Here is a 22,358-nt window from a genome sequence, read left to right on the forward strand (position 1 = left end):
TTGTTGCAGTGCTTAGTTAACGCGCGGGGTAGCGCTTCTTCAGCTCATCGAGTTGCGCATCCTTGTCCAGCCACAGCTGGTTGACCCACTGCTGGAACTGCAGACGGTAGGCTTCGTCCTGATCGTAGTTGCCGCCAATAAATTCTTCGGGAATCTGCAGCTGATCGAAGCGCACTACCACCTGCTCAATTCGCCCGCACAACAGGTCCCAGAAGCCAGGGTTGCCCTGCGGGTAATGAATGGTGACATTGACCAGGCTGTGCAGTTGCTCTCCCATGGCATCGAGAACAAAGGCAATGCCGCCAGCCTTGGGCTTGAGCAGGTGCTTGAAGGGTGACTGCTGCTGCGCGTGCTTGGCGGGAGACAGGCGCGTGCCTTCGAGGAAGTTGAACACCGCCACCGGGTTGGTCTTGTAGCGCGCACAGGCCTTGCGCGTGGTGGCCAGGTCCTGGCCGCGTTTCTCAGGGTGTTTAGCCAGGTATTCCTTGCTGAAGCGCTTCATAAACGGGAATTCCAGCGCCCACCAGCACAGGCCAATTACCGGCACCCAGATCAGCTCGCGCTTAAGAAAGAACTTCAGAAAAGGAGCGCGTCGGTTGAGCTGGTATTGCAGCACCAGAATATCCACCCAGCTCTGGTGGTTGCTGGTCACCAGATAGGAATGCTGCTTGTCGAAGCCGCTGAGGCCAGCCACATCCCAGTGCGTGCGGCCAACCAGGTTCATCCAGAATTTGTTGGTGCTGATCCAGAACTCGGCAATCCCATGCATCACAAAGCGCAAGCCTCGCTGGATCGCGGGAATAGGCAGCAGCAGTTTGAGCAAGGCCACAGCAAACAGCGGCCAGCAGCAGATCAGGGTATTCAGAGCGAGCATCAGGGCGGCGAGACAGCCACGAACAGGGGCAGGCAGAAAATGCAGCATTGGGGCAGGTGCCTCCAAAAAATGGAGCAGTTCTGCTGAGAACGATGGGGTGGTGCTCAGCGGAACTGCTCCGACTTATCTATGCCTGTGGTTTTCCACCACAGATCGGTCGGCGCACAGGTTAACGCCTGTGCACCGAACTGCAAGCCTTTCGAAACGCTGGTGATCGCTGCCTTTCGCGTATTTTTAGCTCTTTTCCTGGGCAGGGCTGGCCGTAGACGGCTCTGTTGGTAGTTGTTGGTTACTGCGGCAGGTTGGCGGCCTGAATTGCGGTCAGGGCGATGGTGTAGACGATGTCATCGACCAGTGCGCCGCGCGACAGATCATTTACCGGCTTGCGCAGGCCCTGCAGCATCGGTCCGACGCTGACGCAATCGGCGCTGCGTTGCACCGCTTTGTAGGTGGTGTTGCCGGTATTCAGGTCGGGGAAGATAAACACCGTGGCACGTCCGGCAACCGGGCTGCCGGGTGCCTTCTGCCGGCCGACGCTTTCAATTGCCGCCGCATCGTATTGCAGCGGGCCGTCGAGCAGCAGTTGCGGATCGATGGCCTTGGCCAGGCGGGTGGCCTCGCGAACTTTCTCGACCTCTTCACCGCTGCCGGAATCACCGGTGGAGTAGCTGAGCATCGCCACGCGCGGAGTAATGCCGAAGGCACTGGCCGATGCCGCGCTTTGTATGGCGATTTCCGCCAGTTCCACCGCTGTCGGGTCGGGGTTTACCGCACAGTCACCGTAGACCAGCACCTGATCGGGCAGCAGCATAAAGAACACCGAGGACACCAGTTTGTAACCAGGCGCGGTCTTGATCAGCTGCAGTGCCGGGCGGATGGTGTTTGCGGTGGTGTTGATTGCCCCGGAAACCAGGCCATCGACTTCATCCAGTGCGAGCATCATGGTGCCCAGTACCACGGTGTCTTCCAGTTGTGCGGCGGCCATCGGCGCATTCAGCCCTTTGCCCTTGCGCAGCTCAACCATCGGCTCGATATAGCGCTCGCGGACCAGGTCCGGGTCGAGGATTTCCAGGCCTTCCGGCAATTCGATGCCGTGGGCGTGCGCCACCGCGTGAACATCTTCCGGTTTGGCCAGCAGCACGCAGCGGGCGATGCCACGCGCCTGGCAGATGGCAGCGGCCTGCACGGTGCGTGGTTCGCTGCCTTCCGGCAAGACAATGCGCTTTTTCGCAGCCTTGGCACGTTGTACCAGCTGATAGCGGAACGCCGGTGGCGACATGCGCAGTTCGCGTGGCGTGCCGCAGCGGGCGAACAGCCATTCGTGGTCGATATGGCTGGCGACGAAGTTGGCCACTGTTTCCGCACGCTCTTTGTCGTCGACCGGGATTTCCTTGTTCAGGCGGTTGAGATTGGTCGCGGTGTCGTAGGAGCCAGTGCTCACCGTCATCACCGGCAAACCGCCCTGCAGCGCACCACGGCACAGCTCCATGATTCGTGGATCGGGGGCGAAATCGCTGCACAGCAGCAGGCCGGCCAGCGGCATGCCATTCATGGCGGCCAGGCTGGCGGCGAGGATAATGTCGTCGCGGTCCCCCGGCGTCACCACCAGCGTGCCGGGTTTAAGCAGTTGCACGGTGTTGGCTACAGCGCGGGCGCAGAGCACGATTTTCAGCATGCGCCGCTGCTCGTAATCGCCGGCATTCAGCACCCGCGCGCCGAGCAGGTCGGCAATGTCACGGGTGCGCGGGGCGTTCAGTTCGTCCTGCCAGGGGATGCAGCCGAGCAGGCGGAAGTCATCGCCCTTGAGCAACGGCGAGAGCTCTTTCAGGCGGTTGGCGAAGGCTTCAATGCCGTCGTCACTGCGCACCTTGTTGAGGATGACGCCGAGCACTTTCTCGTCTTTCGGCCCGCCAAACAGCTGGGCCTGGATCTCCACCCGATCGCTTAGTTCGCTGAGGCTTTCCTGCTCTGGTGCGGAGACCAGAATTACCTCGGCATCCACGCTCTTGGCCAGGTGGAAGTTAACCCGCGCGGCATAGCTGGCCTGGCGCGTCGGCACCATGCCTTCGACGATCACCACGTCTTTGCCTTCAGCCGCTTGCTGATAGTGGCTGATGATTTCTTCCAGCAGTTCATCCAGTTGACCGTCGCCGAGCATGCGCTCGACATGCGTTAGAGCCAGCGGTTTCGGTGAGTGCAGGCCATGGGTACGGGCGATCAGCTCACTGGAGCGCTCCGGGCCCATGTCGCCTTGATGCGGCTGGGCGATGGGCTTGAAGAAGCCAACTTTGAGGCCGGCTCGCTCCAAGGCGCCGACCAGGCCCAGGCTGATCGAGGTAAGGCCAACGCCGAAACCGGTGGGAGCAATAAAGAAGGTATGCATGCTGTCTCCAGGTATTGGGTGGCGCTTCGCGTAGCGAAGCCCAATGGAATGCTATGTGCTCAGGCTTCGAGTAGCGCGAGGGTGTCGAGGGCAATCTGGCGTTCTTCATTGGTCGGCACGACCAGCACGCGCGGATGGCCGTGGGCCTGGATAGGCCCGGCCGCGCCGCGCACGGTGCGGGCATTGGCCTGCTCGTCGAGCACTAGGTTGAGCAATTTCAGGTGAGCGACGGTCTTGTTGCGGATCAGCGCCGAGTTCTCGCCGATACCGCCGGTAAAAATCAACCCGTCGAGTTGCGGCAGTGCGCAGCTCATGGCTGCCAGGGATTTGGCCAGGCGGTAGCAGAACACCTCGATGGCCAGGGTGGCGCCAGCATGGCCCTGTTCACGGGCCTGCTCCAGGGTGCGCATGTCGTTGGACAGGCCGGAAAGGCCCTGCAGGCCGCTGTCTTTATTGAGCATGGTTTCGATCTGCTCCAGGCTCCAGCCCAGGGTGCGGGCCAGATGACTATGCAGGTTGGGATCGACATCGCCGCTGCGTGTGCCCATCACCACACCTTCCAGCGGCGTCAGGCCCATGCTGGTATCGCGGCTCTGGCCGTCGACGATGGCGCAGGTTGAACAGCCGTTGCCCAGGTGCGCCACCAGCCAGCTACTGGCATTCACCGCTAATCCGGCCATTTCTGCGGCGCGCTGGCTGACAAAGCGGTGGCTGGTGCCATGGAAGCCATAGCGGCGTACGCCATGCTCGCGGTACAGACGGTCGGGCAGGGCATAGCGGTAAGCGTGTTCGGGCAGGGTCTGGTGAAACGCGGTATCGAACACCGCCACCTGGGTCAGGGTCGGGAACAATTTGATCGCCGCTTCAATACCCAGCAGGTTCGCCGGGTTGTGCAGTGGTGCCAGCGGCGCTGTGGCGCGAATCGCGGCAAGGCTCAGTGCATCTAGACGGCAGGCTGTGGTGAAGTGCTCGCCGCCATGTACCACGCGGTGACCGATGCCGTGCAGCCGGCCATCTGCTGCGGTCTGTACCAGCGGCAACACCTGGGCAAGAGCGGCGCGGTGATCGGCATGAGGCAGAATCAGGCTGTCGTTATTGTCGCCCTGTTGCCAGTGGATTTGCGCATCCGGGCTGCCCAAGCGCTCGGCCAGGCCACTAAGGATAAAGGCGTCTTGCTCGTCGTTGATTAGGGCAAACTTGATCGATGAGCTGCCGCAGTTGATCACCAGAATGTTGCGCGCGGGCATTTACCGCTCCTTGTTCAAATCTTGGTTCGAGCGCTCTGTCAGCGCCTCGCTTGCGGAATTTTCAGCCGCGCACCAGCCGCAAAGGAAAGGTTTCTTCAGCTGCGTCTGGCGCTGCTGGGCATCCAAGACCCAGGCGCGATTTTGCCAGGGCGGCTGGTGGCGCAGGTGCTGAGTATGGCCGCAGGACAATACTGCCAGCCAATCGCCGTGCTCATCCTGACGAAAATCAAGCACGCGCACTAAGGCCGCGCTTGGCCGTCCGTCTGCGTGCGGTTCGCTTTCGCGCGTGCCCTTGGGTAAACTTGCTCGCTCTTTATTTCCAAGCAAAAGGTCTCGCCCCATGCTGATCGCCGCCAATAAGGCCGTCTCCATCGACTATACCCTGACTAACGATGCCGGTGAGGTGATCGATAGTTCCGCAGGCGGCGCGCCGCTGGCTTATCTGCACGGTGCCGGCAACATCATCGGCGGCCTGGAAAAAGCCCTGCTGGGCAAGCAAGCTGGCGATGAGCTGGACGTTGCAGTCGAACCGGAAGACGCCTACGGCGAATACAGCGCCGAGCTGGTAGCCACCCTTAACCGTTCGATGTTCGAAGGCGTTGATGAGCTGGAAGTCGGCATGCAGTTTCACGCCTCCGGCCCGGATGGCGGCATGCAGATCGTCACCATCCGCGAATTGGACGGTGATGATGTGATCGTTGACGGTAACCACCCACTGGCTGGCCAGCGCCTGCACTTCAAGGTCAAGGTTGTCAGCGTGCGTGATGCCAGCGAAGAAGAAGTCGCTCATGGGCATATCCATGGCGAAGGTGGTCATCACCACTAAGGTTTAGCCTTATGTCATAGCCGCGAGTCGACTTATGGTCGTATCAACCGCTGGCTCGACTGCTAAGCTGCAACAGAAGAAAGGCGCCTTCAGATAGGCGCCTTTTTTATGACCCGCCATCCTTGGCGGTCACCCTGCGGGCCGTCGCGGTGCGACGTTAAAAATGGCTCCCGGCCATTTTTGGCCGCTATACGTAACCTGTGTGTTCTCAAGGAGTTACCCATGAGTGCCTTTCACGACCTCAACCTGCGTGCATTGGATGGCCAAGAGCTGCCGCTGGCGCCCTTTAAGGGGCAGGTGGTGTTGGTGGTCAATGTGGCCTCCAAATGCGGCCTGACGCCGCAGTACGCTGGCCTGGAAAAGCTCTATCAGCAGTACAAGGGGCAGGGCTTCAGCGTGCTGGGGCTGCCGTGCAACCAGTTTGCCGAGCAGGAGCCCGACAGCGAGGAAGCCATTCGCGAGTTTTGCAGCCTCAACTACGGCGTAACCTTTCCCCTGGGCAGCAAGCTTGAGGTGAACGGGCCGGAGCGTCACCCGTTGTACCGTCTGTTGGCGGGTGAGGGGGCCGAGTTTCCGGGTGATATCACCTGGAATTTCGAAAAGTTCCTCGTTGGCCATGACGGCCGTGTACTGGCGCGCTTCTCGCCGCGTACCACGCCGGATGATCCGAGCATCATCCAGGCTATCGAAAAGGCCTTGGGCTAAGGCCATTTGCGCCAAGGCTGCGGACTAAGTCGGTATACGGCTTGTTCGTGGCCGGGCATCGCGGCTTAATCGGGCAACTGCCGAGGATGCCCCCGATGAGCCTGTTTCCCGCTGACACTGCCATTTCCCCCGCTACCCCCGCCGCGCTGCGTGAGCTGATCGAGCGTCGCCGCGCGGTGCGTCGTTTTACCGCCGAAGCGGTGCCTGATGATGTGGTGCGTGATTGTTTGGAGCTGGCGGTGCTCGCACCCAATTCCTGCAACTTGCAGCCCTGGAGCTTTCAGGTGATTCGCGATCCGGCGTTGCTGGCCCGTTTACACCCGGTGTGCATGAGTCAGAACGCCGCCAAGGCGCCGCTGATCATTGCCGTGCTGGCGCGTCCGGATACATGGAAGCAGGCCTGCCAGAGCATCATTGACTACTGGCCGGAGCCGCAAGTGCCGGCGCGGATTCACAGCTTCTACAACAAGACCGCACCCTTTCAGTACAACCAGGGGCCATTTGGCTTACTGGGGCTGTTTAAGCGTCAGCTGCTGCGCGTGGCGGCTTGGCGCAAGCCGCTGATGCGTACCCCCAACAGCCAGGCGCAGATGCGTATCTGGGCAGTGAAATCCACGGCGCTGGCGGCGCAGAATCTGATGCTGGCCTTCCAGAGCCATGGCTATGCCACCTGCCCAATGGAAGGCTTCGATGAAGTGCGCCTACGCAAAGCCCTGAATATCCCGCGTCAGGCCTTGCCGATCATGCTGTTGGCGGTGGGCAAACAGGATGAGAAGGGCGTGTACAACCCGCGTCTGCGTTTTCCGCTGGAGCAGCACGTCACCTGGCTATAGGTTATTGCTCGCGAAACAGTTTCGGATCTCGCGAGCTAGAGCGAGACAAGGCAGAAATGGCCGGACTCTTACAGCACGCCGGCCTTTTTCCATGCTAGATAACTGCTCACTAGCTGCGGCCCTAATTCGCTGGGGCGCGCATCCAGCACTGGCACCTTGTTTGCGCTCAGCCGCTCGTGCAGGCCGGCGCGGGCGCTCAGATAATCCAGGGTGCCGCAGTAGTCCAGGGCGCTGGAGAGGTCCTGCACCGGGGTGTGGCGCAAGGTGTCCAGCACTTCTTCGCGCAGGCTGGCTACCAGCACGCGGTGCTGGCGGCTCAGGCGTTTGACCGCGCCGAGCAGCGCCTGATCATCTTCATCGCGCAGGTTGGTTACCAGCACCACCAGGGCGCGGCGGCGTTGGCGGCTGAGCAGGTTTTCCACTGCGGCGGTAAAGTCCGCCGGTTGCTGGGTGCTGTGCAGGTCGTACAGCGCATTGAGCAGCACATTCAGCTGCGCCTGGCCTTTGACCGGGGCGAGAAAACGATTCTGCTCGCCGGCAAAGGTCGACAGGCCCACCGCATCGCCCTGGCGTAGCGCCACATAGCTGAGCAGTAGGCAGGCGTTGAGGGCGTGGTCGAAGTGCGACAGCTCGCCGTCCTGGCTGCGCATACGTCGGCCGCAATCGAGCAGGAAGATGATCTGTTGATCGCGCTCATCCTGGTATTCGCGGGCAATCGGTGTGCGTTTGCGCGCGGTGGCCTTCCAGTCGATCTGCCGCAGCGTGTCGCCGTCGCGAAACTCGCGCAGCTGGTGAAACTCCTGACCTAGACCGCGGCGCTGTTGTTGGCGCACGCCAAGCTGGCTGAGCCAGTCATCCACTGCCATCAACTGCGCGCCATATAGGCGGGCAAAGTCGGGGTAGACGCGGGTTTCCGCAGCCAGCGGCAAATAACGGCGGGCCCGCCATAGCCCCATGGGGCTGGGTAGGCTGACCTCGCATTGGGGAAAGTGGAAGTGTCCACGTAGCAGCGGGCGCACCCGGTAGCTGACCTGAGTCTGCTCGCCGGGATGTAGATCAACCTTGAGCGGCAGGTGCTCGAAGGCCATATCGCCGGGCAGATGGTCGAACACCTCAACCTGCAGCGCACGGTTGTAACTGTGGTGCAGATTCAGCCGCACTTCGCTCCAGCGCCCCAGCGGCAGATTACCGGGCAACTGGCGTTCGATGCGTGGCGACGGCACTTGGCGCAGCAGCAGGGCGTCGACCAGCGCCAGGCCAAGCAGCACTAGCAGCAGACCCCAGTAGATTGGGGTAAAGCTGCGCGGCACGGCGATGGCCAGGGCACTGCAGATGCCCAGGGCAATGCCAAGGGCGAACAGGCCAGCGAGCAGCGCCAGTAGCACGCGCGAGGGCTTCATGCGGGGGCGCCTTTCAATGCGGGCTTTTGCCAGGTACGGGTCATAGGCGCGGTGCCGGAACCTGGTCGAGCAGCTGTTGCAGCACCTGATCCACCGAGAGGCCTTCGATATCCAGTTCAGGCGAGAGCCGCACGCGGTGGCGCAATACGGCCAGGGCGCAACCCTTGATGTCATCTGGCAGCACGAAATCACCACCGCGCAGCAGCGCGCGGGCGCGGCCGCAGCGTACCAGGGCAATCGAGGCGCGCGGCCCGGCGCCGATGGCCAAACCAGGCCAGGCGCGGGTGGCGCGGGCGATGCGCACGGCGTAGTCGAGTACCTGCTCATCAATCGGCAGGTCGCTGGCGATCTTCTGCAGCGCGAGTACATCGCGGGCCTGCAGCAGGGTGCGCAGCGGGGTGACTTCGAGCATGTCGGCTTTGCTCGAGCGCGCCACCTGGCGAACCATGTTCAGCTCTTCGCTCTGCTCGGGGTAATCCATGCGCAGCTTGAGCATAAAACGGTCAAGCTCGGCTTCCGGCAGTGGGTAGGTGCCTTCCTGCTCGATGGGGTTCTGCGTGGCCAGCACCATAAAGGGCAGCGGCACATTCAGCGCGCGGCCTTCCAGGGTGACCTGGCGTTCCTGCATCACTTCCAGCAGCGCGGCTTGAGTTTTGGCCGGGGCGCGGTTGATTTCATCCGCCAGCAGCAGGTTGGTGAACACCGGGCCCTTGCGCAGCTTGAACTGCTCACTTTGCAGGTCGTACACGGCATGACCGGTGACGTCACTGGGCATCAGGTCCGGGGTGAACTGGATGCGCGCGAACTCGCCGCCAAAGCAGCGCGCCAGAGCACGCACCAGCAGGGTCTTGCCGAGGCCGGGAACGCCCTCGACCAGCACATGGCCGCCAGCGATCAGGGCGCTGAGCACGTCATCGATCACCGTCGTCTGGCCGATCAGGGCTTTCTGCAACTCGGCGCGTAGCGCCTGAGCCAACTGGCTGGCGCGTTGGCGCTGCGCATTCGGGTTGGCCGCTGCGGCTGCCGGGGCAGCTGGTGTTGGGGCTGGTACAGGCATTTCGGCGGCAGCAGGTTCGACGGTTTCGGCGGCGACAGGGGCTGGTTGGGTGTCGCTATCCGGCTGTTCGGGGGTGTGTTCGCTCGTCATAGGGCATTCCTGAGGGTTTGCAGGTTGGCGACCTGGCGGGTGAAGTCGGCGGCGGCCAGACGCTGCTTGGGCAGCGGCCGCATGGCTTGGCTGATAACGCTGGACGGTTGGCGGGTCAGGCGGCTAAGCACCTGCCACTGCTCGGCTACGGCGAGGCGTTCGAAACCGGGGTGACGATGCCGCGCGCGGCGCTGGATGTCTTGTTGCAAGCCTTGCAGCAGGCTGTGCTGGCCGTTGTGGCGCAGCAGGAAGTCGGCACTGCCGCGCAGGTGTTCCTGTAATTGGCGGCGATTACGGCTGGCGGGCAACAGTAGCGGGCCTTGGCGCATGCCCAGGTGCCATAGGCCGAATGCCAGCAACAGCGCCAGGGTGACCAGCGCCTGGGGGAAGTGTTCGAGCAGCAGGCTGAACAGGTCATCGCGGTCGGCACGGTAGAGCAGGGTGACCTGGCTGTCCTGGGTCATGTACCAGAGCAGCCAGGCGTTGTCGTATTCGCCGATGCTCTGGTTCTGCCAGATCCAGCTGTCGCTGACCACGCTGATCAGGCCATCGCCATGGTAGAGCTGCAACAGGTGGGTGGCGGCGTCGCTGTTGGCCCAGGCGTGGGCACGGTTCTCGGAATCGTAGAGGTGAAAATCGGTGTCGAAGTTGAAGTAGGCCGGCGCCTCTTCGTTTTCCAGATACAGCTGGGTCAGCTCCGGGTAGACATTGTCTGAACCTGCACTTGCCTCAGCCTCAGCCTCAGCCTGCGGTTCGGCTTGTGGCTCAGCGTCGGCCGTGTCCTCTGCAGCGGCGTCTTCTTCCGCTGCTTCGCTGGCGTCCTCGTCAAGCTCTTCGCTCTCGTATTGCTGGATGCCCAGGCTGTCGAGCAGCAGGTCGCCGCTCTTGCCTTCATCTTCATCCCACAACCGTTCGGCAACAAACAGCAGGTGGCCGCCCTTGGCCGCCCAGGCCAGCAGGCGTTCGGCCTGCTTGGGCGTCATGCGGTTGCGATCGCCGAGCAGCAGCAGGGTCTGGCCAGCGCTCGGCAGGTCTTTCATGACCTCCAGGCCATCGGCGCGTTGCACCTGCAGGCCCTGTTTGCGCAGAAAGTGCTCAGCGGCGAGGTAAGGGTTGGCCCGGGCCTCGGGGGCTGGGCCGTGTTCGAGGGTTTCCTCATAAGGCGTGAGTTTGCCCAGCAAGTAGATGCCGAGCAGGCCGAGTACCAGCAACAGACCAGCACCGAGAAGAAATTGGATGCGCCGGTTCATGCCTGCGCTCCTTGTTCGAACAGGCGTCGCCAGGCATTGCACAGGCCCTGTTTGAGCGCAGCTGGCGGCAGCCGATGGCCGTAGGCGAGGTTCTGCCAGTGGCGGGTCAGGGCCTGGCTGAAGTGGCTGAGGTCTTTCTGCTGCAGCGCCTGCACCAGTTGCAGCACTTCGGCTTCGGTGTGCGAGCTTTTCAGCGGCAGGCGCTGTTCGTGCAACATGCGGCTGAGCAGGGCGCGGTAAAGCAGGCCGAGGGCGGCGCGTGGCTGCTCGTCCCAAAGTCGTTCCACTTCACCGGGGATATCCGCTGGCAGGCTTTGTGGCGCCACTTCCAGGCCAAACAGCTGTTCTGGTGGTTGATAGGTGCGTCCCTGCGGCAAACGCAGGCGCCGGGCAAAGGCGCTCAGCCAGTCGCGGTAGCGCCACAGCAGCCAGGCGATTAGGCTGAACAGCACTGCCCATAGCAGCACCTCGAAGAACAGCGCCACAGCATCGACGCTTTTCCAGAACTCGGTGAGTTTGAAGAACTTTTCCAGCAGTTCGATCAGGGCCTTGGCGTCTTCCTCGCTCGGTTCCTTGGGCTCTTCGCCGAGACGCCAGCGGGTGACGGTTTCGCGGTGTTCGAAGGGCGGCTGATCGAGCAGTTGGCCGATGCTCTTTTGCGCTTCGGCACTGGTCAATGGCTGCTTGAGCAGTCGTTCGGCCTCTGGCCCCATAGGGTCTTCAACCGGTAGCGGGCAGCTGTTTACGGTTGTGGCGGCCATGGCGCTGCTTGGCAGCTGCATCAACAGCAGGCCGCAGCCCAGCAGCAGGGCATAGGCCACGCCCGTCAGGCGCTGGCGTAGCTGACGAAAGACCAGTTCGATGTCCCAGGCTTCCAGAGCGGTGCGGCGATTCAGGTAGAGGGTGAAGCCGCAGGCGACGTAGATTGGCTCCCAGAGGATCAGCAGCAGGACGTAGATCAGGTTGGACAGGTGCTCCAGCCACAACCACTCGCCCGAGGCCGCATTGATCAGGCTGTCCCAGGTCCAGTCCAGCTCCATCTGCGCCGGCAGCAGCATATAGACGAAGCTGATGATGCCGAACCACAGCGCCATTTCCAGGTGCACGCCGACGATGGTGAGCCAGCTGGCGCCGCCGGCATCGCGCTGGCCGAGGACGATCAGGCGTTGGCTGCGCGCCTTGCCGGACAAGCCTTCCAGCTGCATCACCGGCAAGTCGAAGCTGCGTGTGGGGCTTAGCCGGCGCCAGGTCAGGCTGGCCAGCAGTTGCGGTTTGAGCAGACCGGGCAGGGCTTTCAGTGCCTGTTTGAGGCTCGGCGTGGCGCCGAACAGGGCATGCGAGAGGATATACAGCGGCAGGCGCTCAAAGGCCGGTTTCAGCCACCAGAAAACCAGCACGGTGATGCTCGGGTAATCCCATAGCAGCAGGCACAGTAGGGCGAAAATCGGCACGGTGACCAAGGCCCAACTGAGCATCAATACGCCTGCATGCTGTTTGGCCAGCAACACGCCGAGGTCGACGGCTTCCCAGGCGCTGCGCGGGCGAATGGCGACGCTAGCATCAGTCAGGCGCATGCACACCTCGGCCAGCCAACAGCAGATAAGCCAGTACCAGCAACCAGAGCGCGGCGCCGACTGCGTATTTGATCGCCGGGCTGGCCAAGTCCATGGATGACCAGTAGGCCTCGATAAACGCCGCCAGCAGAAGAAACACGATCACCCCGCCGACCAGCCGCACGCTGCTGCCGGCGGCTATGCGCAGGGCTTCACCGCGTGGCAGGCGGCCGGGGACCAGCAGTGCCCAGCCGAGCTTGAGGCCCGCCGCGCCGGCCAGGGCAATGGCCGTGAGCTCGAAAGAGCCGTGGCCGATGACGAATGACCAGAAGGTTTCACCGTAGCCGATCTGTGTCAGATGGCCGGCCACAGCGCCAATCATCAGCCCGTTGAATAGCAGAAAGAACAGGCTGCCGAGGCCAAACAGCAGGCCGCTGGCAAAGGTCTGAAAGGCAATGCCGATGTTGTTCATGATGTAGTAGCCGAACATCATCCAGTCATCGCCGGAGTCGCGTTCGCTGAAGCGGCCGATGCGCCTGGCGTCGGGGTCGTACATTTTTTCCATCTCGCCGACCTGATCGGGTGCCATCACCCCGTAGACCAGGTCGGGGAAGTGATACACCAGCGTGCCCATCAGCAGCAGGCTGCCAAAGAACAGCAGGCTGGCGGCCGCGACAAAGCGCCATTCGGACCGGACCAAGCGTGGAAAACCAGCCAGGATAAACCCGAGCAGTTGCGCCCCCAATGGGCTGCGGTGGCGATAGAACTGCTTATGGCCACGCATGGCCAGCAGCTGCAACTGCTCGATCAGGTGGCTGCTATAGCCACGGCTCTGCGCCAGGGCCAGGTGTTGGCACAGGCTGCGGTAGTTGGCGGCAAAAGCCTTGCATTGCTGGCTATCGGCCTTGCCGCGTTCAAGGGCTTCGAGCTGCGTGTTGAAGGCTTGCCAGTCGGTCTGGTGCTGGTGTTCAAACTGGCTCTGTTTCATGTCGGCCCCAACAAACCACGGGCTATGCCGTGGATCTGCTGCTCGGCCTGCTCGGCAGGTACCTGCAAGGGGTCGGCAAGAATGCTTGCCAGCTCCTGACGCCGTGCGCTGGACAGGCTCTGTGCACGCTCGGCAAAACTGAGGAGGGCGCGCTGTTCACTCAGGCTCATGCTGAACGGTGCTCGCAGGGCTTCTGCTTGCGGCAGTTCAGGGATTGTTGGGGCGTTATCGCGATAGACCACCAGGGTCCCGGCGGCGATATCGCCCAGGCGCTTGAACGCCGGGTGATTAAGGCAGCTGAGAATACCCAGGGTGTAACCAAAGGGCAGGATGTCGACAAAGCGCAACAGGTTACGGGTAAGAGAAGCGGCCCAGCCAATTGGCGTGCCGTCGTCATGAATCACTCTTAGCCCCATCATTTGCTTGCCCGGTGAGCGGCCTTGGTTGAGCACTTCAAACAGCACCATGTACCACCAGGTTACGAGAAACAGCAGGATGGTACCCAGGCCCATGCCGAACTGGCCGAGTAAGGCGAGCACGGCAAACAAGGCAGCGAGCAGCGCACCGCGAATCAGCAGGTCAATGCTGAATGCCAGCGCACGCGGCACCACACCCGCCGGGCGCAGGATCAGGTCGATGCCTTCCGGTGTTTCCACCTTATAGCGGGTATCCAGCAGCGGGCAAGCGGCGACTGAAGCAGGGGTTGGCGTGGGCGACATCGGCAGACTGCGTCGAGGAAAGCCCGATGCTAGCCAGCAGCAGGCAGGGAAGCAACCGGCTCAGTGATCTGAACCGGCGCAGTGGTGCTATTTATGAGGACTATTGCGGTGCAGGCAATACGCCGAAAATGGTGCGATACAGCACACCCATTGAAATGACAAACAGCGGAATGGTCCAGACTAGGCCAATGCCCAGCGGGATTGCGCTGATGGTGCTGATCAAACCGAGCAGCAGGAACAGGCCAAAAACCTTGAACCAGCGCTGGGTAATCGCCTTGCGTGAGGCTTCCAGTGCCTGCCATGGCGTCAGGCCGCGCTCCACCACCAACGGGATGGCCAGCATATAGGCGATGGCCAGGTACAGGCCGGGAATGATCAGCAAGAACATGCCGAGGTAGATCAGCAGCATGCTGATAATGGCGGTAATCACCAGCGGCATGGTACGGCCGAAGTGGTTGAAAATCTCATTGAAGCTGATCGGTTGGCCGGCGGCGCGGCGGATGCCGACCATGTTGATCCCCGCCATGAAGGGGTAAGCCAGTGCCGAGGCGAAAATACCAATAATCATCTCGGCCGCTACCGTCAGCATCGGGCTGTCGCCAACTACGCCCAGCAAACCGAAAAATCCGCCAATCAGAAAAGACGCAGCGAGCAGCACCACATAGAACACCAGAAAGCCGCCGATGATGATGCCTTTGGTGCCTTTTACCCGCCCCCAGGCTTCACTGAGCAGGTCACTGATGGTGAAGTCGTAGCCACGGCTCAAGGCTTCTTCGATGCTGGGTACCTGACTCTCACGTGGCGTTTCCTGCAGCGCGCTGGCGGGAGCGGCGTATGGATTGCTGGGGCTTATATCACTCATGGGGCGTCCTTGTGTTGAGTGGTTAACGAGCCTCCCACTCTAGTTGCCGCCAGGACTCCCCACAAGGTACAGGTACCGAGCGGGGCGTGCGCTGGCGCAAGGTTCTGCGCTTGTCTGCGTGATGCTGGCGGGGTGGTAGACTGCCAGCGCCTCAGCATCAGGACATGACAGTGACTTCCAGCCTCTTTTGGTACGACTACGAAACCACCGGTATTGACCCGCGGCGCGACCGGCCGCTGCAGGTGGCGGGGATTCGCACCGATGAAGACCTCAATGAAATTGCGGAGCCGCTGAACATCTACTGTCAGCCCAGCGATGACATCCTGCCGCATCCGGCAGCCTGTCTGGTAACCGGCATTACCCCGAGCAAGCTGGCGCAGCATGGCCTGGATGAAGCCGAGTTTATGAGCCGTGTGCATGCCGAGCTGTCGCTGCCCGGTACTTGCGGGGTGGGCTACAACAGCCTGCGTTTCGATGATGAGGTGACGCGTTACAGCCTGTACCGCAATTTCTTCGACCCCTATGCCCGTGAATGGCAGGGTGGCAATAGCCGCTGGGATCTGATCGATCTGGTGCGTACGGCTTATGCGTTACGCCCGGAAGGTATCGTCTGGCCGGAAGAAGAGGGTCGGGTGACCCTCAAGCTGGAGCGCCTGACCGCTGCCAACGGCATCGAACATGGCCAGGCTCACGACGCGTTGTCTGATGTGCGTGCCACCATCGCTCTGGCACGCTTGCTGCGCAGCAAACAGCGCAAACTCTATGACTACTTGTATCAACTGCGCAGTAAACAGCGTGTGCAGGATCAAATACGCCTGTTGCAGCCGTTGGTGCATATCTCCGGGCGTTACGCCGGGGCACGGCATTACCTGGCAGTGGTGTTGCCGTTGGCTTGGCACCCGCGCAACCGCAATGCGCTGATTGTCTGTGACTTGCAGGCTGAGATCTCGCCGTTGCTCAATGAGTCAGCTGAAACATTGCGTACGCGTTTATACACACGCCGTGATCAACTGGCTGAGGGTGAGTTGCCGGTGCCACTGAAGTTGTTGCATATCAATCGTTGTCCGGTTGTTGCGCCGATGAAGGTATTTCGCGCGGAGGATATTCAGCGCCTGCAACTCGATGTGTCGGCTTATCAGGCGCAAGCCGAACAATTATGCAGCAATCCAGGACTGTGGCAGGACAAACTTGCGCAGGTGTATGCCGAAGAGCAGTTTGCGGCCAACCAAGATCCCGAACAGCAGTTATACGGTGGTTTTATTGGTGATCGTGATCGTCGATTGTGCGAACAGGTGCGGCGTGCCGAGCCGCAGCGTTTGGCCGAAGCCGCGTGGCCATTTGATGATGAGCGTTTACCCGAGCTGTTGTTTCGTTACCGGGCGCGAAACTTTGCAGCGACGCTGAACGCTGAAGAGCAACAGCGTTGGTGGACATTCTGCCAACAGCGTTTGAGTCAGACCGAATATGGTGCACCGAATACGCTCGAACAATTCAGTCAGGCACTAGCCGCAGTACTGCCTGATCTTAGCGCAGAGCAGCAAGCCATCTTGCTTGAATGGCGTGATTACGCAGAACAGTTACGTCAGCGTTATGCCTTGTAGTCCATACGGTAAATGCCAGGGGTTCTCTTGAAATAGCGCCCATAAAAAACGCCAGCATTGCTGGCGTTTTTGCTTAAAGCGCGTGTCGCTTGAGCGGCAGGCTTAGCCCAGCAGGGTTGCCCAGCCTTCAACTACGTCACCGCCCCACTTGGCTTTCCACTCTTTCAATGTTTTGTGGTTGCCGCCTTTGGTTTCGATAACTTCGCCAGTGTTCGGGTTTTTGTACTGCTTAATTTTGCGAGCGCGCTTGGTGCCGGTGGTTTTGGTAGCGCGAGTGGCTTTGCTGCCTTTAGCGTCTGGGTCGAGCATGGCGATAATGTCGCGCAGTGACTTCTGGTATTCACCCATCAGTGCGCGCAGTTTGCCTTCGAATTCCAGTTCTTTTTTCAGTTTGTCGTCTTGCGACAGGTTCTTCAGGCGATCTTGCAGTTCTTTGATGGCTTCTTCGGTGGCGCGGTATTCGTTGATCAACGACATGGTGGGTACCTGTATTCGGGATTGGCGATTAAGTGATAGCAATAGTAGTCAGGCACTTTTCACAAGTAAACCGCTTTATTGGTATTTTTTATGAATTGTATTGTTAAGTAACTAGTTGAGTGCGTGGCCTGTTGTACATGCCTAGTTATTGGTCAGTTATGGCAGCGGTATTTTGTGCTGTTTGCGTAGCGGCTACTGTTCAATCGTGCACTATTGCTAAGCTGGCAAGCGCTGTTTGAGTACTGCAGTTTTTTCTGGCTGTGACTAGAATGGCCGACTTTATTTGAGTGCTGGAGCCGTTGATGCGTACTTTTCGATTGGTCATTGCCTGTCCGGACCGGGTCGGGATCGTGGCCAAGGTCAGTAACTTTCTGGCCACCTATAACGGTTGGATTACTGAGGCGAGCCATCACTCGGATAACCAGAGTGGTTGGTTCTTTATGCGCCATGAGATCCGCGCCGACTCGTTGCCATTTGATCTGGATGGTTTTCGCCAGGCTTTTGCGCCGATTGCCCGCGAGTTTTCCATGGAGTGGCGGGTGACCGACTCGGCGGTTAAGAAACGCGTGGTATTGATGGCCAGTCGAGAATCTCACTGCCTAGCCGATTTGCTGCACCGCTGGCACAGCGACGAACTGGATTGCGATATTCCCTGCGTGATTTCTAACCATGACGATCTGCGCAGTATGGTTGAGTGGCATGCCATTCCGTACTTCCATGTGCCGGTCAATCCGCAGGATAAACAGCCGGCTTTTGACGAAGTGGCGCACTTGATAAAAGCCCATGCCGCTGACGTGATTGTATTGGCGCGTTATATGCAAATTCTGCCTGCGCCACTGTGCGCGGAGTTCTCCCAGCGGGTAATCAACATCCATCACAGCTTTCTGCCGTCATTTGTCGGGGCCAAGCCGTATCACCAAGCGTCGTTGCGTGGGGTCAAGCTGATTGGTGCGACCTCGCACTACGTGACCGAGGAATTGGATGCCGGGCCGATCATTGAGCAGGACGTGGTGCGCGTCAGCCATCGCGACAGCATCGAAGAAATGGTGCGCCTGGGTAAGGATGTAGAGAAGATGGTGCTGTCGCGTGGTCTACGCTATCACTTAGAGGACCGAGTGCTGGTGCACGATAACAAAACAGTGGTGTTTGACTGAGGCACAGATAACGGTTCGGTTCAGCGCAGACAGAGGTGTTTACTGATGCTCAAGTCAATCAAAGTACGTGATTACATGACTCGCAATCTGGTGACTTTCCGGCCTGAAATGAACCTGTTTACCGCCATCAACCGTTTGCTTGAACACCGTATCTCCGGCGCACCGGTGGTCGATGGGCAAGGGCACCTGGTTGGGCTGTTGTCGGAGGGCGATTGCTTACGCGGCATTCTGTCCGGGGCTTATTACGAGTCAGCAGGCGGTGATGTCAGCGCTTATATGACCACCGAGGTGGAAGTGATTTCGCCTGAGGCGGACATCATCGAAATCTCTGAGCGCTTTCTGCGCGGTCGACGTCGGCGTTTGCCGGTGGTCGAAGAGGGCCGTTTGATCGGGCAGGTCAGCCGCAGCGATGTACTGCGTGCAGTCAAGGAGTTCGCCCAGCATGACGAAGGGCATCTGGCGACTAACTGAGGCCTGAACGACATGCACTGGAGGCGTTATGACTGATCCCCTTGAGCGTGCAACATCCAGTGCGCCACCTGTGCTCGGGGAGGGTTGTACGCAGCGCTATGACCCAAAGGCGTTGAGCCCTGAAGACGGCACCGAGTTTGCCGATGCTGCCGAGTTGTGGTGGCAATTGCAGCAAGCCCACCAGCCGCCAACAAACAGCGATAAGCCGAAATAAAACGGGCGCTCAGTGAGCGCCCCGTTTGTTTTATTCCCGCTACAGCCGGCTATGACCTTGCGAGCTTGAGTCCTACGAGCCTGTTTTAACGCCGCAGGGCCCAAGCGCAGCTGATTGTGGTCAATACCTTAAATGCGGAAGCTGTCGACCAGTTGTTTGAGACGGCTGGCCTGTTGCTCCAGATCTCCACAGGCGCGCAGTGTAGCGTTGAGGTTTTCCACGCCTTCCTGGTTAAGGGTGTTGATTTCAGTGATGTCGACGTTTAGCGATTCGATCACCGAGGTCTGTTCCTCGGTGGCGGTGGCTACCGACTGGTTCATGCCATCAATCTCTCCGATGCGTTCAGTCACACTGCTCAGCCGTGCGCCGGCTTGATTGGCGATCTCCACGCTTTCTTCGCTGTAGCGCTGGCTTTCGGTCATAGTGGTGACCGACTCGCGGGAGCCGACTTGCAGCTCCTCGATCATCTTCTCGATCTCCTGCGCCGATTCCTGGGTGCGGTGGGCCAGGTTGCGTACTTCATCGGCTACCACGGCGAAGCCACGGCCGGCCTCACCAGCGCGGGCCGCTTCGATGGCCGCGTTGAGCGCCAGCAGGTTGGTTTGCTGGGAGATGCTTTTGATCACCTCGAGAATCTGGCCGATATTCACCGTCTTGCCGTTGAGGGTTTCGATATTGCTGCAGGAGGCGCTGATCTTGCCGGACAGCTCATTCATTGCCTGGATGGTTTTTTCCACGACCTGGCGGCCGTCTTCAGCCAGGTGCCGGGCGTCGGAAGCCTGATTCGACGCGTCGGCGGCGTTACGCGCGATCTCCTGAGCGGCGGCGCCCAGTTCGTTGATCGCTGCAGCCACGCTGTTGGTGCGGCTGGCTTGTTCATCCGAGTTGATCATCGACGAGTTGGAGGCGCCGACCACCAGTTTCGCCACTTCATTAACCTGGCTGGTGGCGGATGACACTTCGCGAATCGAACTGTGGATACGTTCGACGAAGCGGTTGAAGGCTGTGGCCAGGCGGCCGAACTCGTCATTGGATTGGATGCTCAGGCGCTTGGTCAGGTCGCCCTCGCCCTGGGCGATGTCCTCCATGGCTTTGCCCATGACATTCAGTGGTTGCATCAGCACGCTGATCAGCATGCTCAGCAGCAGAATGATCAGCACCACGGCGATGATGGTCGCAACAATCGCCGAGGCGCGGAACTCGCTGAGCATCGAGTAGGCCTTGGTTTTGTCGATGGACAGACCGACATGCCAGTTCACCGAAGGCAGCCCCTTGACCGGAGTAAAGGTGAGGATTCGGTCTTCGCCGTTGAGTTCTGCTTCGCTGAAATCACTGCTGATTCGTGGAGTGTTCTGCGGGTAAACCTCGCTGAGGTTCTTCATCACTAGGGACTTGTCTGGGTGTACCAGAATCTTGCCGTCAGCGCTGACCAGAAAGGCATAACCCATGCCGGCAAAGTCCAGCGAGTTGATGATTTCGACCAGCGTGTTGAGGCTCAGGTCGCCGCCAACAACACCGGCCGCTTTGGCGGGTGTGGCGATGGTGATGATCAGCTCGCTGGTGGCAGCGTCGACATAGGGTTCGGTTAGGGTGCTACCGGCCGCAGCCATGGCGTCCTTGTACCAAGGCCGTTGGCGCGGATCGTAGCCATCGGGCATGTCTTCGTCTGGACGCATGGTGAAACTACCGTCGGCGCTGCCCAGGTAGGTAAAGGCGAAAGTGGACGCCAGGACTTTCTGCTCCAGCAGGCCCGTCAGGGCGTCTGCGGACGAATCCCGGGCGACCGATTGGGCAACGTTCTCCACCAGCAGGATGCGCCCCGACAGCCAGTTTGAGATGTTGCTGGCGGTGACATTGCCCATTTCATGCAGATAGCTTTCCAGGTCATCACGGATGGCGTTGCGTTGCAGGTAGTCGTTGTAGAGCGTGAACAGTGAGAATGCGGCGATCACCACCAGCGAGGCGGCGAGCAGGATCTTGTGGCTGAACTTCAGGTTGTTAGTCATGGCTTCTTGCGTCCGGTAAGTTCTGGCATCAGTCTTGAGCTGATGTAAGGCAGTGCTGTCGCACGTATGCGGCATGCTGACTATGTCGGCCTAGTTGAAGTAAAGCTTTAACCATGGAGATAACAAGATGGCGCAAACCGAGCAGTTTGTTGTAGGGGCCGATCCTCAGGGACTGCCGGTGGGGCAGGCATTGCGCCTGGCCAATCGTCATGGACTGATTGCAGGCGCAACGGGCACCGGCAAAACAGTGACCCTGCAGCGCTTGATCGAAACCTTCAGCGATGCAGGCGTGGCGGTGTTTGCCGCTGATGTCAAAGGCGATCTCTGTGGCCTGGGCGCTGCCGGCACGCCGCAAGGCAAGGTGGCTGAACGTATCGCCAGCATGCCCTGGCTCAGTCACCAGCCTACGGCTTATCCAGTCACGCTATGGGATGTGCAGGGCAAGAGCGGCCATCCGCTGCGCACCACGCTGAGTGAGATGGGGCCTTTGCTACTCGGTGCGCTGTTGGAGTTGACCGATAGCCAGCAAGCCGCACTCTATGCCGCATTCAAGGTGGCAGACCGCGAAGGTTTGCTGCTGCTTGATCTGAAAGATCTCAAAGCGCTGTTGGCGCACCTGAAAAGCCATCCCCAGGTGCTGGGTGAAGACAGCGCGTTGTTTACCGCCACCTCATCACAAGCCTTATTACGCAAATTGGCCGGCCTGGAACAGCAGGGCGCCGAGGCGTTGTTTGGCGAACCGGCGCTGCAATTGGAAGACATTCTGCATCCGGATCGCGATGGTCGCGGGCGCATCCATCTGCTTGACGCCAGCCGCCTGGTGCACGAGGCGCCGAAGGTCTACGCGACCTTCCTGCTGTGGTTGCTGGCCGAGCTGTTCGAACAGCTGCCGGAACGTGGTGATGCCGACAAACCGCTGCTGGCGCTATTCTTCGATGAGGCGCATCTATTGTTTGCCGACACGCCCAAGGCCTTGCAGAAACGCTTGGAACAGGTGGTGCGATTGATTCGCTCAAAAGGCGTGGGGGTGTATTTCGTCACCCAGTCGCCGGGTGATCTGCCCGAAGATGTGCTGGCGCAGCTTGGCCTACGAATTCAGCACGGCCTGCGCGCCTTTACCGCCAAAGAGCAGAAATCGCTGCGCGCGGTGGCCGATGGCTTCCGGCCCAATCCGGCCATCGACACGCTGACGGTGCTTACCGAGCTAGGGATCGGTGAGGCGCTGGTTGGCACGCTAGAGGCTAAAGGCACCCCGGCCATGGTTCAGCGTGTTGCGGTGGCGCCGCCGCAATCGCGTATCGGGCCGTTGAGCGAGAGTGAGCGCGCCGCTTTGATTCAGCAGTCGCCGTTGCGGGGGCGCTACGACAAGCCAATTGATCGTGAGTCCGCCTATGAATTGCTGACCGCCCGCGCCGAGCAGGCCGCGCAACAGGCAGAGCCAAGCAAGCCGAGCGCTGCCGGCAAGAAGGCGGAGACCAGTGGTGGGATTGCGGGTGCTGCTGGCGAGCTACTCGGTGGCCTGGCCAGTCAGGTGATGAAAACAGCCATGCGCCAGGCGGCCAATCAGATCGGCCGTCAACTCGTGCGCGGTCTGTTGGGCTCGCTGATGGGTGGTAAAGGGCGTTGAGCCAAGTGGCCATCCCGGAGC

Annotated in this window: 21 protein-coding genes; 8 read left to right on the forward strand and 13 right to left on the reverse strand. The window is 60.4% G+C overall.

Annotated elements, in window-relative coordinates; translation table 11 throughout:
- Positions 1–16: 16 nt before the first annotated feature.
- The 4 genes from AACX99_RS18620 to AACX99_RS18635 all read right to left on the reverse strand — a co-directional run bounded on the left by AACX99_RS18620 (position 17) and on the right by AACX99_RS18635 (position 4,876).
- Positions 17–922, reverse strand: a complete 906-nt coding sequence (locus tag AACX99_RS18620; RefSeq protein ID WP_339413920.1) for an acyltransferase — start codon at positions 920–922, stop codon at positions 17–19.
- A gap of 241 nt (positions 923–1,163) precedes the next feature.
- Positions 1,164–3,257, reverse strand: a complete 2,094-nt coding sequence (gene pta / locus AACX99_RS18625) for a phosphate acetyltransferase (RefSeq protein WP_339413921.1) — start codon at positions 3,255–3,257, stop codon at positions 1,164–1,166.
- Positions 3,258–3,316: 59 nt separating this feature from the next.
- On the reverse strand, positions 3,317–4,504 hold the full coding sequence (locus tag AACX99_RS18630) for an acetate kinase (RefSeq protein ID WP_339413922.1): 1,188 nt from the start codon (positions 4,502–4,504) through the stop codon (positions 3,317–3,319).
- A complete protein-coding gene (locus tag AACX99_RS18635) occupies positions 4,505–4,876 on the reverse strand; it encodes a DUF3565 domain-containing protein (RefSeq protein WP_339413923.1) in 372 nt (123 codons plus the stop codon).
- On the opposite strand from AACX99_RS18635, the gene AACX99_RS18640 reads away from it, so the two are divergent.
- The 3 genes from AACX99_RS18640 (at position 4,845) to AACX99_RS18650 (ending at position 6,868) form a co-directional block, all read left to right on the forward strand.
- Positions 4,845–5,330: an FKBP-type peptidyl-prolyl cis-trans isomerase gene (locus tag AACX99_RS18640; RefSeq protein WP_269380130.1), complete on the forward strand. Its 486-nt coding sequence runs from the start codon at positions 4,845–4,847 to the stop codon at positions 5,328–5,330. The genes AACX99_RS18635 and AACX99_RS18640 overlap by 32 nt on opposite strands.
- A 222-nt stretch (positions 5,331–5,552) precedes the next feature.
- On the forward strand, positions 5,553–6,035 hold the full coding sequence (locus AACX99_RS18645; RefSeq protein WP_339413925.1) for a glutathione peroxidase: 483 nt from the start codon (positions 5,553–5,555) through the stop codon (positions 6,033–6,035).
- Positions 6,036–6,130: 95 nt separating this feature from the next.
- The gene (locus AACX99_RS18650) at positions 6,131–6,868 is read left to right on the forward strand and encodes a nitroreductase family protein (RefSeq protein WP_339413926.1); all 738 of its coding nucleotides are present in this window, start codon (positions 6,131–6,133) and stop codon (positions 6,866–6,868) included.
- 68 nt (positions 6,869–6,936) lie between these two features.
- Here AACX99_RS18650 and AACX99_RS18655 read toward each other — a convergent pair whose 3' ends face one another.
- From AACX99_RS18655 to AACX99_RS18685, 7 genes are all read right to left on the reverse strand, one after another.
- Positions 6,937–8,268 carry a DUF58 domain-containing protein gene (locus tag AACX99_RS18655; protein ID WP_339413927.1) on the reverse strand — a complete coding sequence of 444 codons (1,332 nt, stop codon included), beginning with the start codon at positions 8,266–8,268 and terminating at the stop codon, positions 6,937–6,939.
- Positions 8,269–8,308: 40 nt separating this feature from the next.
- Positions 8,309–9,325: an AAA family ATPase gene (locus AACX99_RS18660; protein ID WP_339413973.1), complete on the reverse strand. Its 1,017-nt coding sequence runs from the start codon at positions 9,323–9,325 to the stop codon at positions 8,309–8,311.
- A gap of 86 nt (positions 9,326–9,411) precedes the next feature.
- Positions 9,412–10,665, reverse strand: coding sequence for a DUF4350 domain-containing protein (locus AACX99_RS18665; RefSeq protein ID WP_339413928.1), 1,254 nt, complete (start codon positions 10,663–10,665; stop codon positions 9,412–9,414).
- Positions 10,662–12,239, reverse strand: a complete 1,578-nt coding sequence (locus AACX99_RS18670) for a DUF4129 domain-containing protein (protein WP_339413929.1) — start codon at positions 12,237–12,239, stop codon at positions 10,662–10,664. Before AACX99_RS18670 ends, AACX99_RS18665 begins: the two co-directional genes overlap by 4 nt.
- A complete protein-coding gene (locus AACX99_RS18675; protein WP_339413930.1) occupies positions 12,226–13,206 on the reverse strand; it encodes a stage II sporulation protein M in 981 nt (326 codons plus the stop codon). The genes AACX99_RS18670 and AACX99_RS18675 overlap by 14 nt, the downstream gene beginning before the upstream one ends.
- A complete protein-coding gene (locus AACX99_RS18680; RefSeq protein ID WP_339413931.1) occupies positions 13,203–13,925 on the reverse strand; it encodes an RDD family protein in 723 nt (240 codons plus the stop codon). Before AACX99_RS18680 ends, AACX99_RS18675 begins: the two co-directional genes overlap by 4 nt.
- Positions 13,926–14,025: 100 nt before the next feature.
- Complete coding sequence (locus AACX99_RS18685; RefSeq protein WP_339413932.1) at positions 14,026–14,787, reverse strand: hypothetical protein; 762 nt, start codon at positions 14,785–14,787, stop codon at positions 14,026–14,028.
- Positions 14,788–14,957: 170 nt separating this feature from the next.
- On the opposite strand from AACX99_RS18685, the gene sbcB reads away from it, so the two are divergent.
- The gene (gene sbcB / locus AACX99_RS18690; RefSeq protein ID WP_339413974.1) at positions 14,958–16,388 is read left to right on the forward strand and encodes an exodeoxyribonuclease I; all 1,431 of its coding nucleotides are present in this window, start codon (positions 14,958–14,960) and stop codon (positions 16,386–16,388) included.
- Between the two features lie 102 nt (positions 16,389–16,490).
- Here sbcB and mvaT read toward each other — a convergent pair whose 3' ends face one another.
- Positions 16,491–16,865, reverse strand: coding sequence for a histone-like nucleoid-structuring protein MvaT (gene mvaT, locus AACX99_RS18695; protein ID WP_339413933.1), 375 nt, complete (start codon positions 16,863–16,865; stop codon positions 16,491–16,493).
- Between the two features lie 302 nt (positions 16,866–17,167).
- On the opposite strand from mvaT, the gene purU reads away from it, so the two are divergent.
- Genes purU through AACX99_RS18710 form a run of 3 tightly spaced genes read left to right on the forward strand, consistent with a single transcriptional unit; the run spans position 17,168 to position 18,704 of the window.
- Positions 17,168–18,019, forward strand: coding sequence for a formyltetrahydrofolate deformylase (gene purU, locus AACX99_RS18700; RefSeq protein ID WP_339413934.1), 852 nt, complete (start codon positions 17,168–17,170; stop codon positions 18,017–18,019).
- A 45-nt stretch (positions 18,020–18,064) separates the two neighbouring features.
- Positions 18,065–18,490, forward strand: a complete 426-nt coding sequence (locus AACX99_RS18705) for a CBS domain-containing protein (protein ID WP_339413935.1) — start codon at positions 18,065–18,067, stop codon at positions 18,488–18,490.
- Positions 18,491–18,518: 28 nt separating this feature from the next.
- The gene (locus tag AACX99_RS18710) at positions 18,519–18,704 is read left to right on the forward strand and encodes a hypothetical protein (RefSeq protein ID WP_339413936.1); all 186 of its coding nucleotides are present in this window, start codon (positions 18,519–18,521) and stop codon (positions 18,702–18,704) included.
- 128 nt (positions 18,705–18,832) lie between these two features.
- Here AACX99_RS18710 and AACX99_RS18715 read toward each other — a convergent pair whose 3' ends face one another.
- Positions 18,833–20,710 (reverse strand): methyl-accepting chemotaxis protein, encoded by a 1,878-nt coding sequence (locus AACX99_RS18715; RefSeq protein WP_339413937.1) that lies wholly within the window; start codon positions 20,708–20,710, stop codon positions 18,833–18,835.
- Between the two features lie 127 nt (positions 20,711–20,837).
- Between AACX99_RS18715 and AACX99_RS18720 the strand changes: the two genes are divergently transcribed.
- The gene (locus tag AACX99_RS18720) at positions 20,838–22,337 is read left to right on the forward strand and encodes a helicase HerA-like domain-containing protein (RefSeq protein ID WP_339413938.1); all 1,500 of its coding nucleotides are present in this window, start codon (positions 20,838–20,840) and stop codon (positions 22,335–22,337) included.
- Positions 22,338–22,358: the final 21 nt, after the last annotated feature.

This window comes from Pseudomonas sp. EA_35y_Pfl2_R5 (assembly GCF_963970805.1).
Taxonomy (GTDB): Bacteria; Pseudomonadota; Gammaproteobacteria; order Pseudomonadales; family Pseudomonadaceae; genus Aquipseudomonas.

Bases quoted from the DNA above. Each gene is read 5' to 3' on its own strand.
- AACX99_RS18665 (WP_339413928.1), bottom strand. From the start codon at position 10,665: ATGAACCGGCGCATCCAATTTCTTCTCGGTGCTGGTCTGTTGCTGGTA.
- mvaT (WP_339413933.1), bottom strand. From the start codon at position 16,865: ATGTCGTTGATCAACGAATACCGCGCCACCGAAGAAGCCATCAAAGAA.
- AACX99_RS18680 (WP_339413931.1), bottom strand. From the start codon at position 13,925: ATGTCGCCCACGCCAACCCCTGCTTCAGTCGCCGCTTGCCCGCTGCTG.
- AACX99_RS18620 (WP_339413920.1), bottom strand. From the start codon at position 922: ATGCTGCATTTTCTGCCTGCCCCTGTTCGTGGCTGTCTCGCCGCCCTG.
- AACX99_RS18660 (WP_339413973.1), bottom strand. From the start codon at position 9,325: ATGCCTGTACCAGCCCCAACACCAGCTGCCCCGGCAGCCGCAGCGGCC.
- AACX99_RS18675 (WP_339413930.1), bottom strand. From the start codon at position 13,206: ATGAAACAGAGCCAGTTTGAACACCAGCACCAGACCGACTGGCAAGCC.
- AACX99_RS18630 (WP_339413922.1), bottom strand. From the start codon at position 4,504: ATGCCCGCGCGCAACATTCTGGTGATCAACTGCGGCAGCTCATCGATC.
- AACX99_RS18655 (WP_339413927.1), bottom strand. From the start codon at position 8,268: ATGAAGCCCTCGCGCGTGCTACTGGCGCTGCTCGCTGGCCTGTTCGCC.
- AACX99_RS18715 (WP_339413937.1), bottom strand. From the start codon at position 20,710: ATGACTAACAACCTGAAGTTCAGCCACAAGATCCTGCTCGCCGCCTCG.
- AACX99_RS18635 (WP_339413923.1), bottom strand. From the start codon at position 4,876: ATGGAGACGGCCTTATTGGCGGCGATCAGCATGGGGCGAGACCTTTTG.
- AACX99_RS18720 (WP_339413938.1), top strand. From the start codon at position 20,838: ATGGCGCAAACCGAGCAGTTTGTTGTAGGGGCCGATCCTCAGGGACTG.
- AACX99_RS18645 (WP_339413925.1), top strand. From the start codon at position 5,553: ATGAGTGCCTTTCACGACCTCAACCTGCGTGCATTGGATGGCCAAGAG.
- AACX99_RS18710 (WP_339413936.1), top strand. From the start codon at position 18,519: ATGACTGATCCCCTTGAGCGTGCAACATCCAGTGCGCCACCTGTGCTC.
- AACX99_RS18685 (WP_339413932.1), bottom strand. From the start codon at position 14,787: ATGAGTGATATAAGCCCCAGCAATCCATACGCCGCTCCCGCCAGCGCG.
- AACX99_RS18640 (WP_269380130.1), top strand. From the start codon at position 4,845: ATGCTGATCGCCGCCAATAAGGCCGTCTCCATCGACTATACCCTGACT.
- AACX99_RS18705 (WP_339413935.1), top strand. From the start codon at position 18,065: ATGCTCAAGTCAATCAAAGTACGTGATTACATGACTCGCAATCTGGTG.
- AACX99_RS18650 (WP_339413926.1), top strand. From the start codon at position 6,131: ATGAGCCTGTTTCCCGCTGACACTGCCATTTCCCCCGCTACCCCCGCC.
- pta (WP_339413921.1), bottom strand. From the start codon at position 3,257: ATGCATACCTTCTTTATTGCTCCCACCGGTTTCGGCGTTGGCCTTACC.
- AACX99_RS18670 (WP_339413929.1), bottom strand. From the start codon at position 12,239: ATGCGCCTGACTGATGCTAGCGTCGCCATTCGCCCGCGCAGCGCCTGG.
- purU (WP_339413934.1), top strand. From the start codon at position 17,168: ATGCGTACTTTTCGATTGGTCATTGCCTGTCCGGACCGGGTCGGGATC.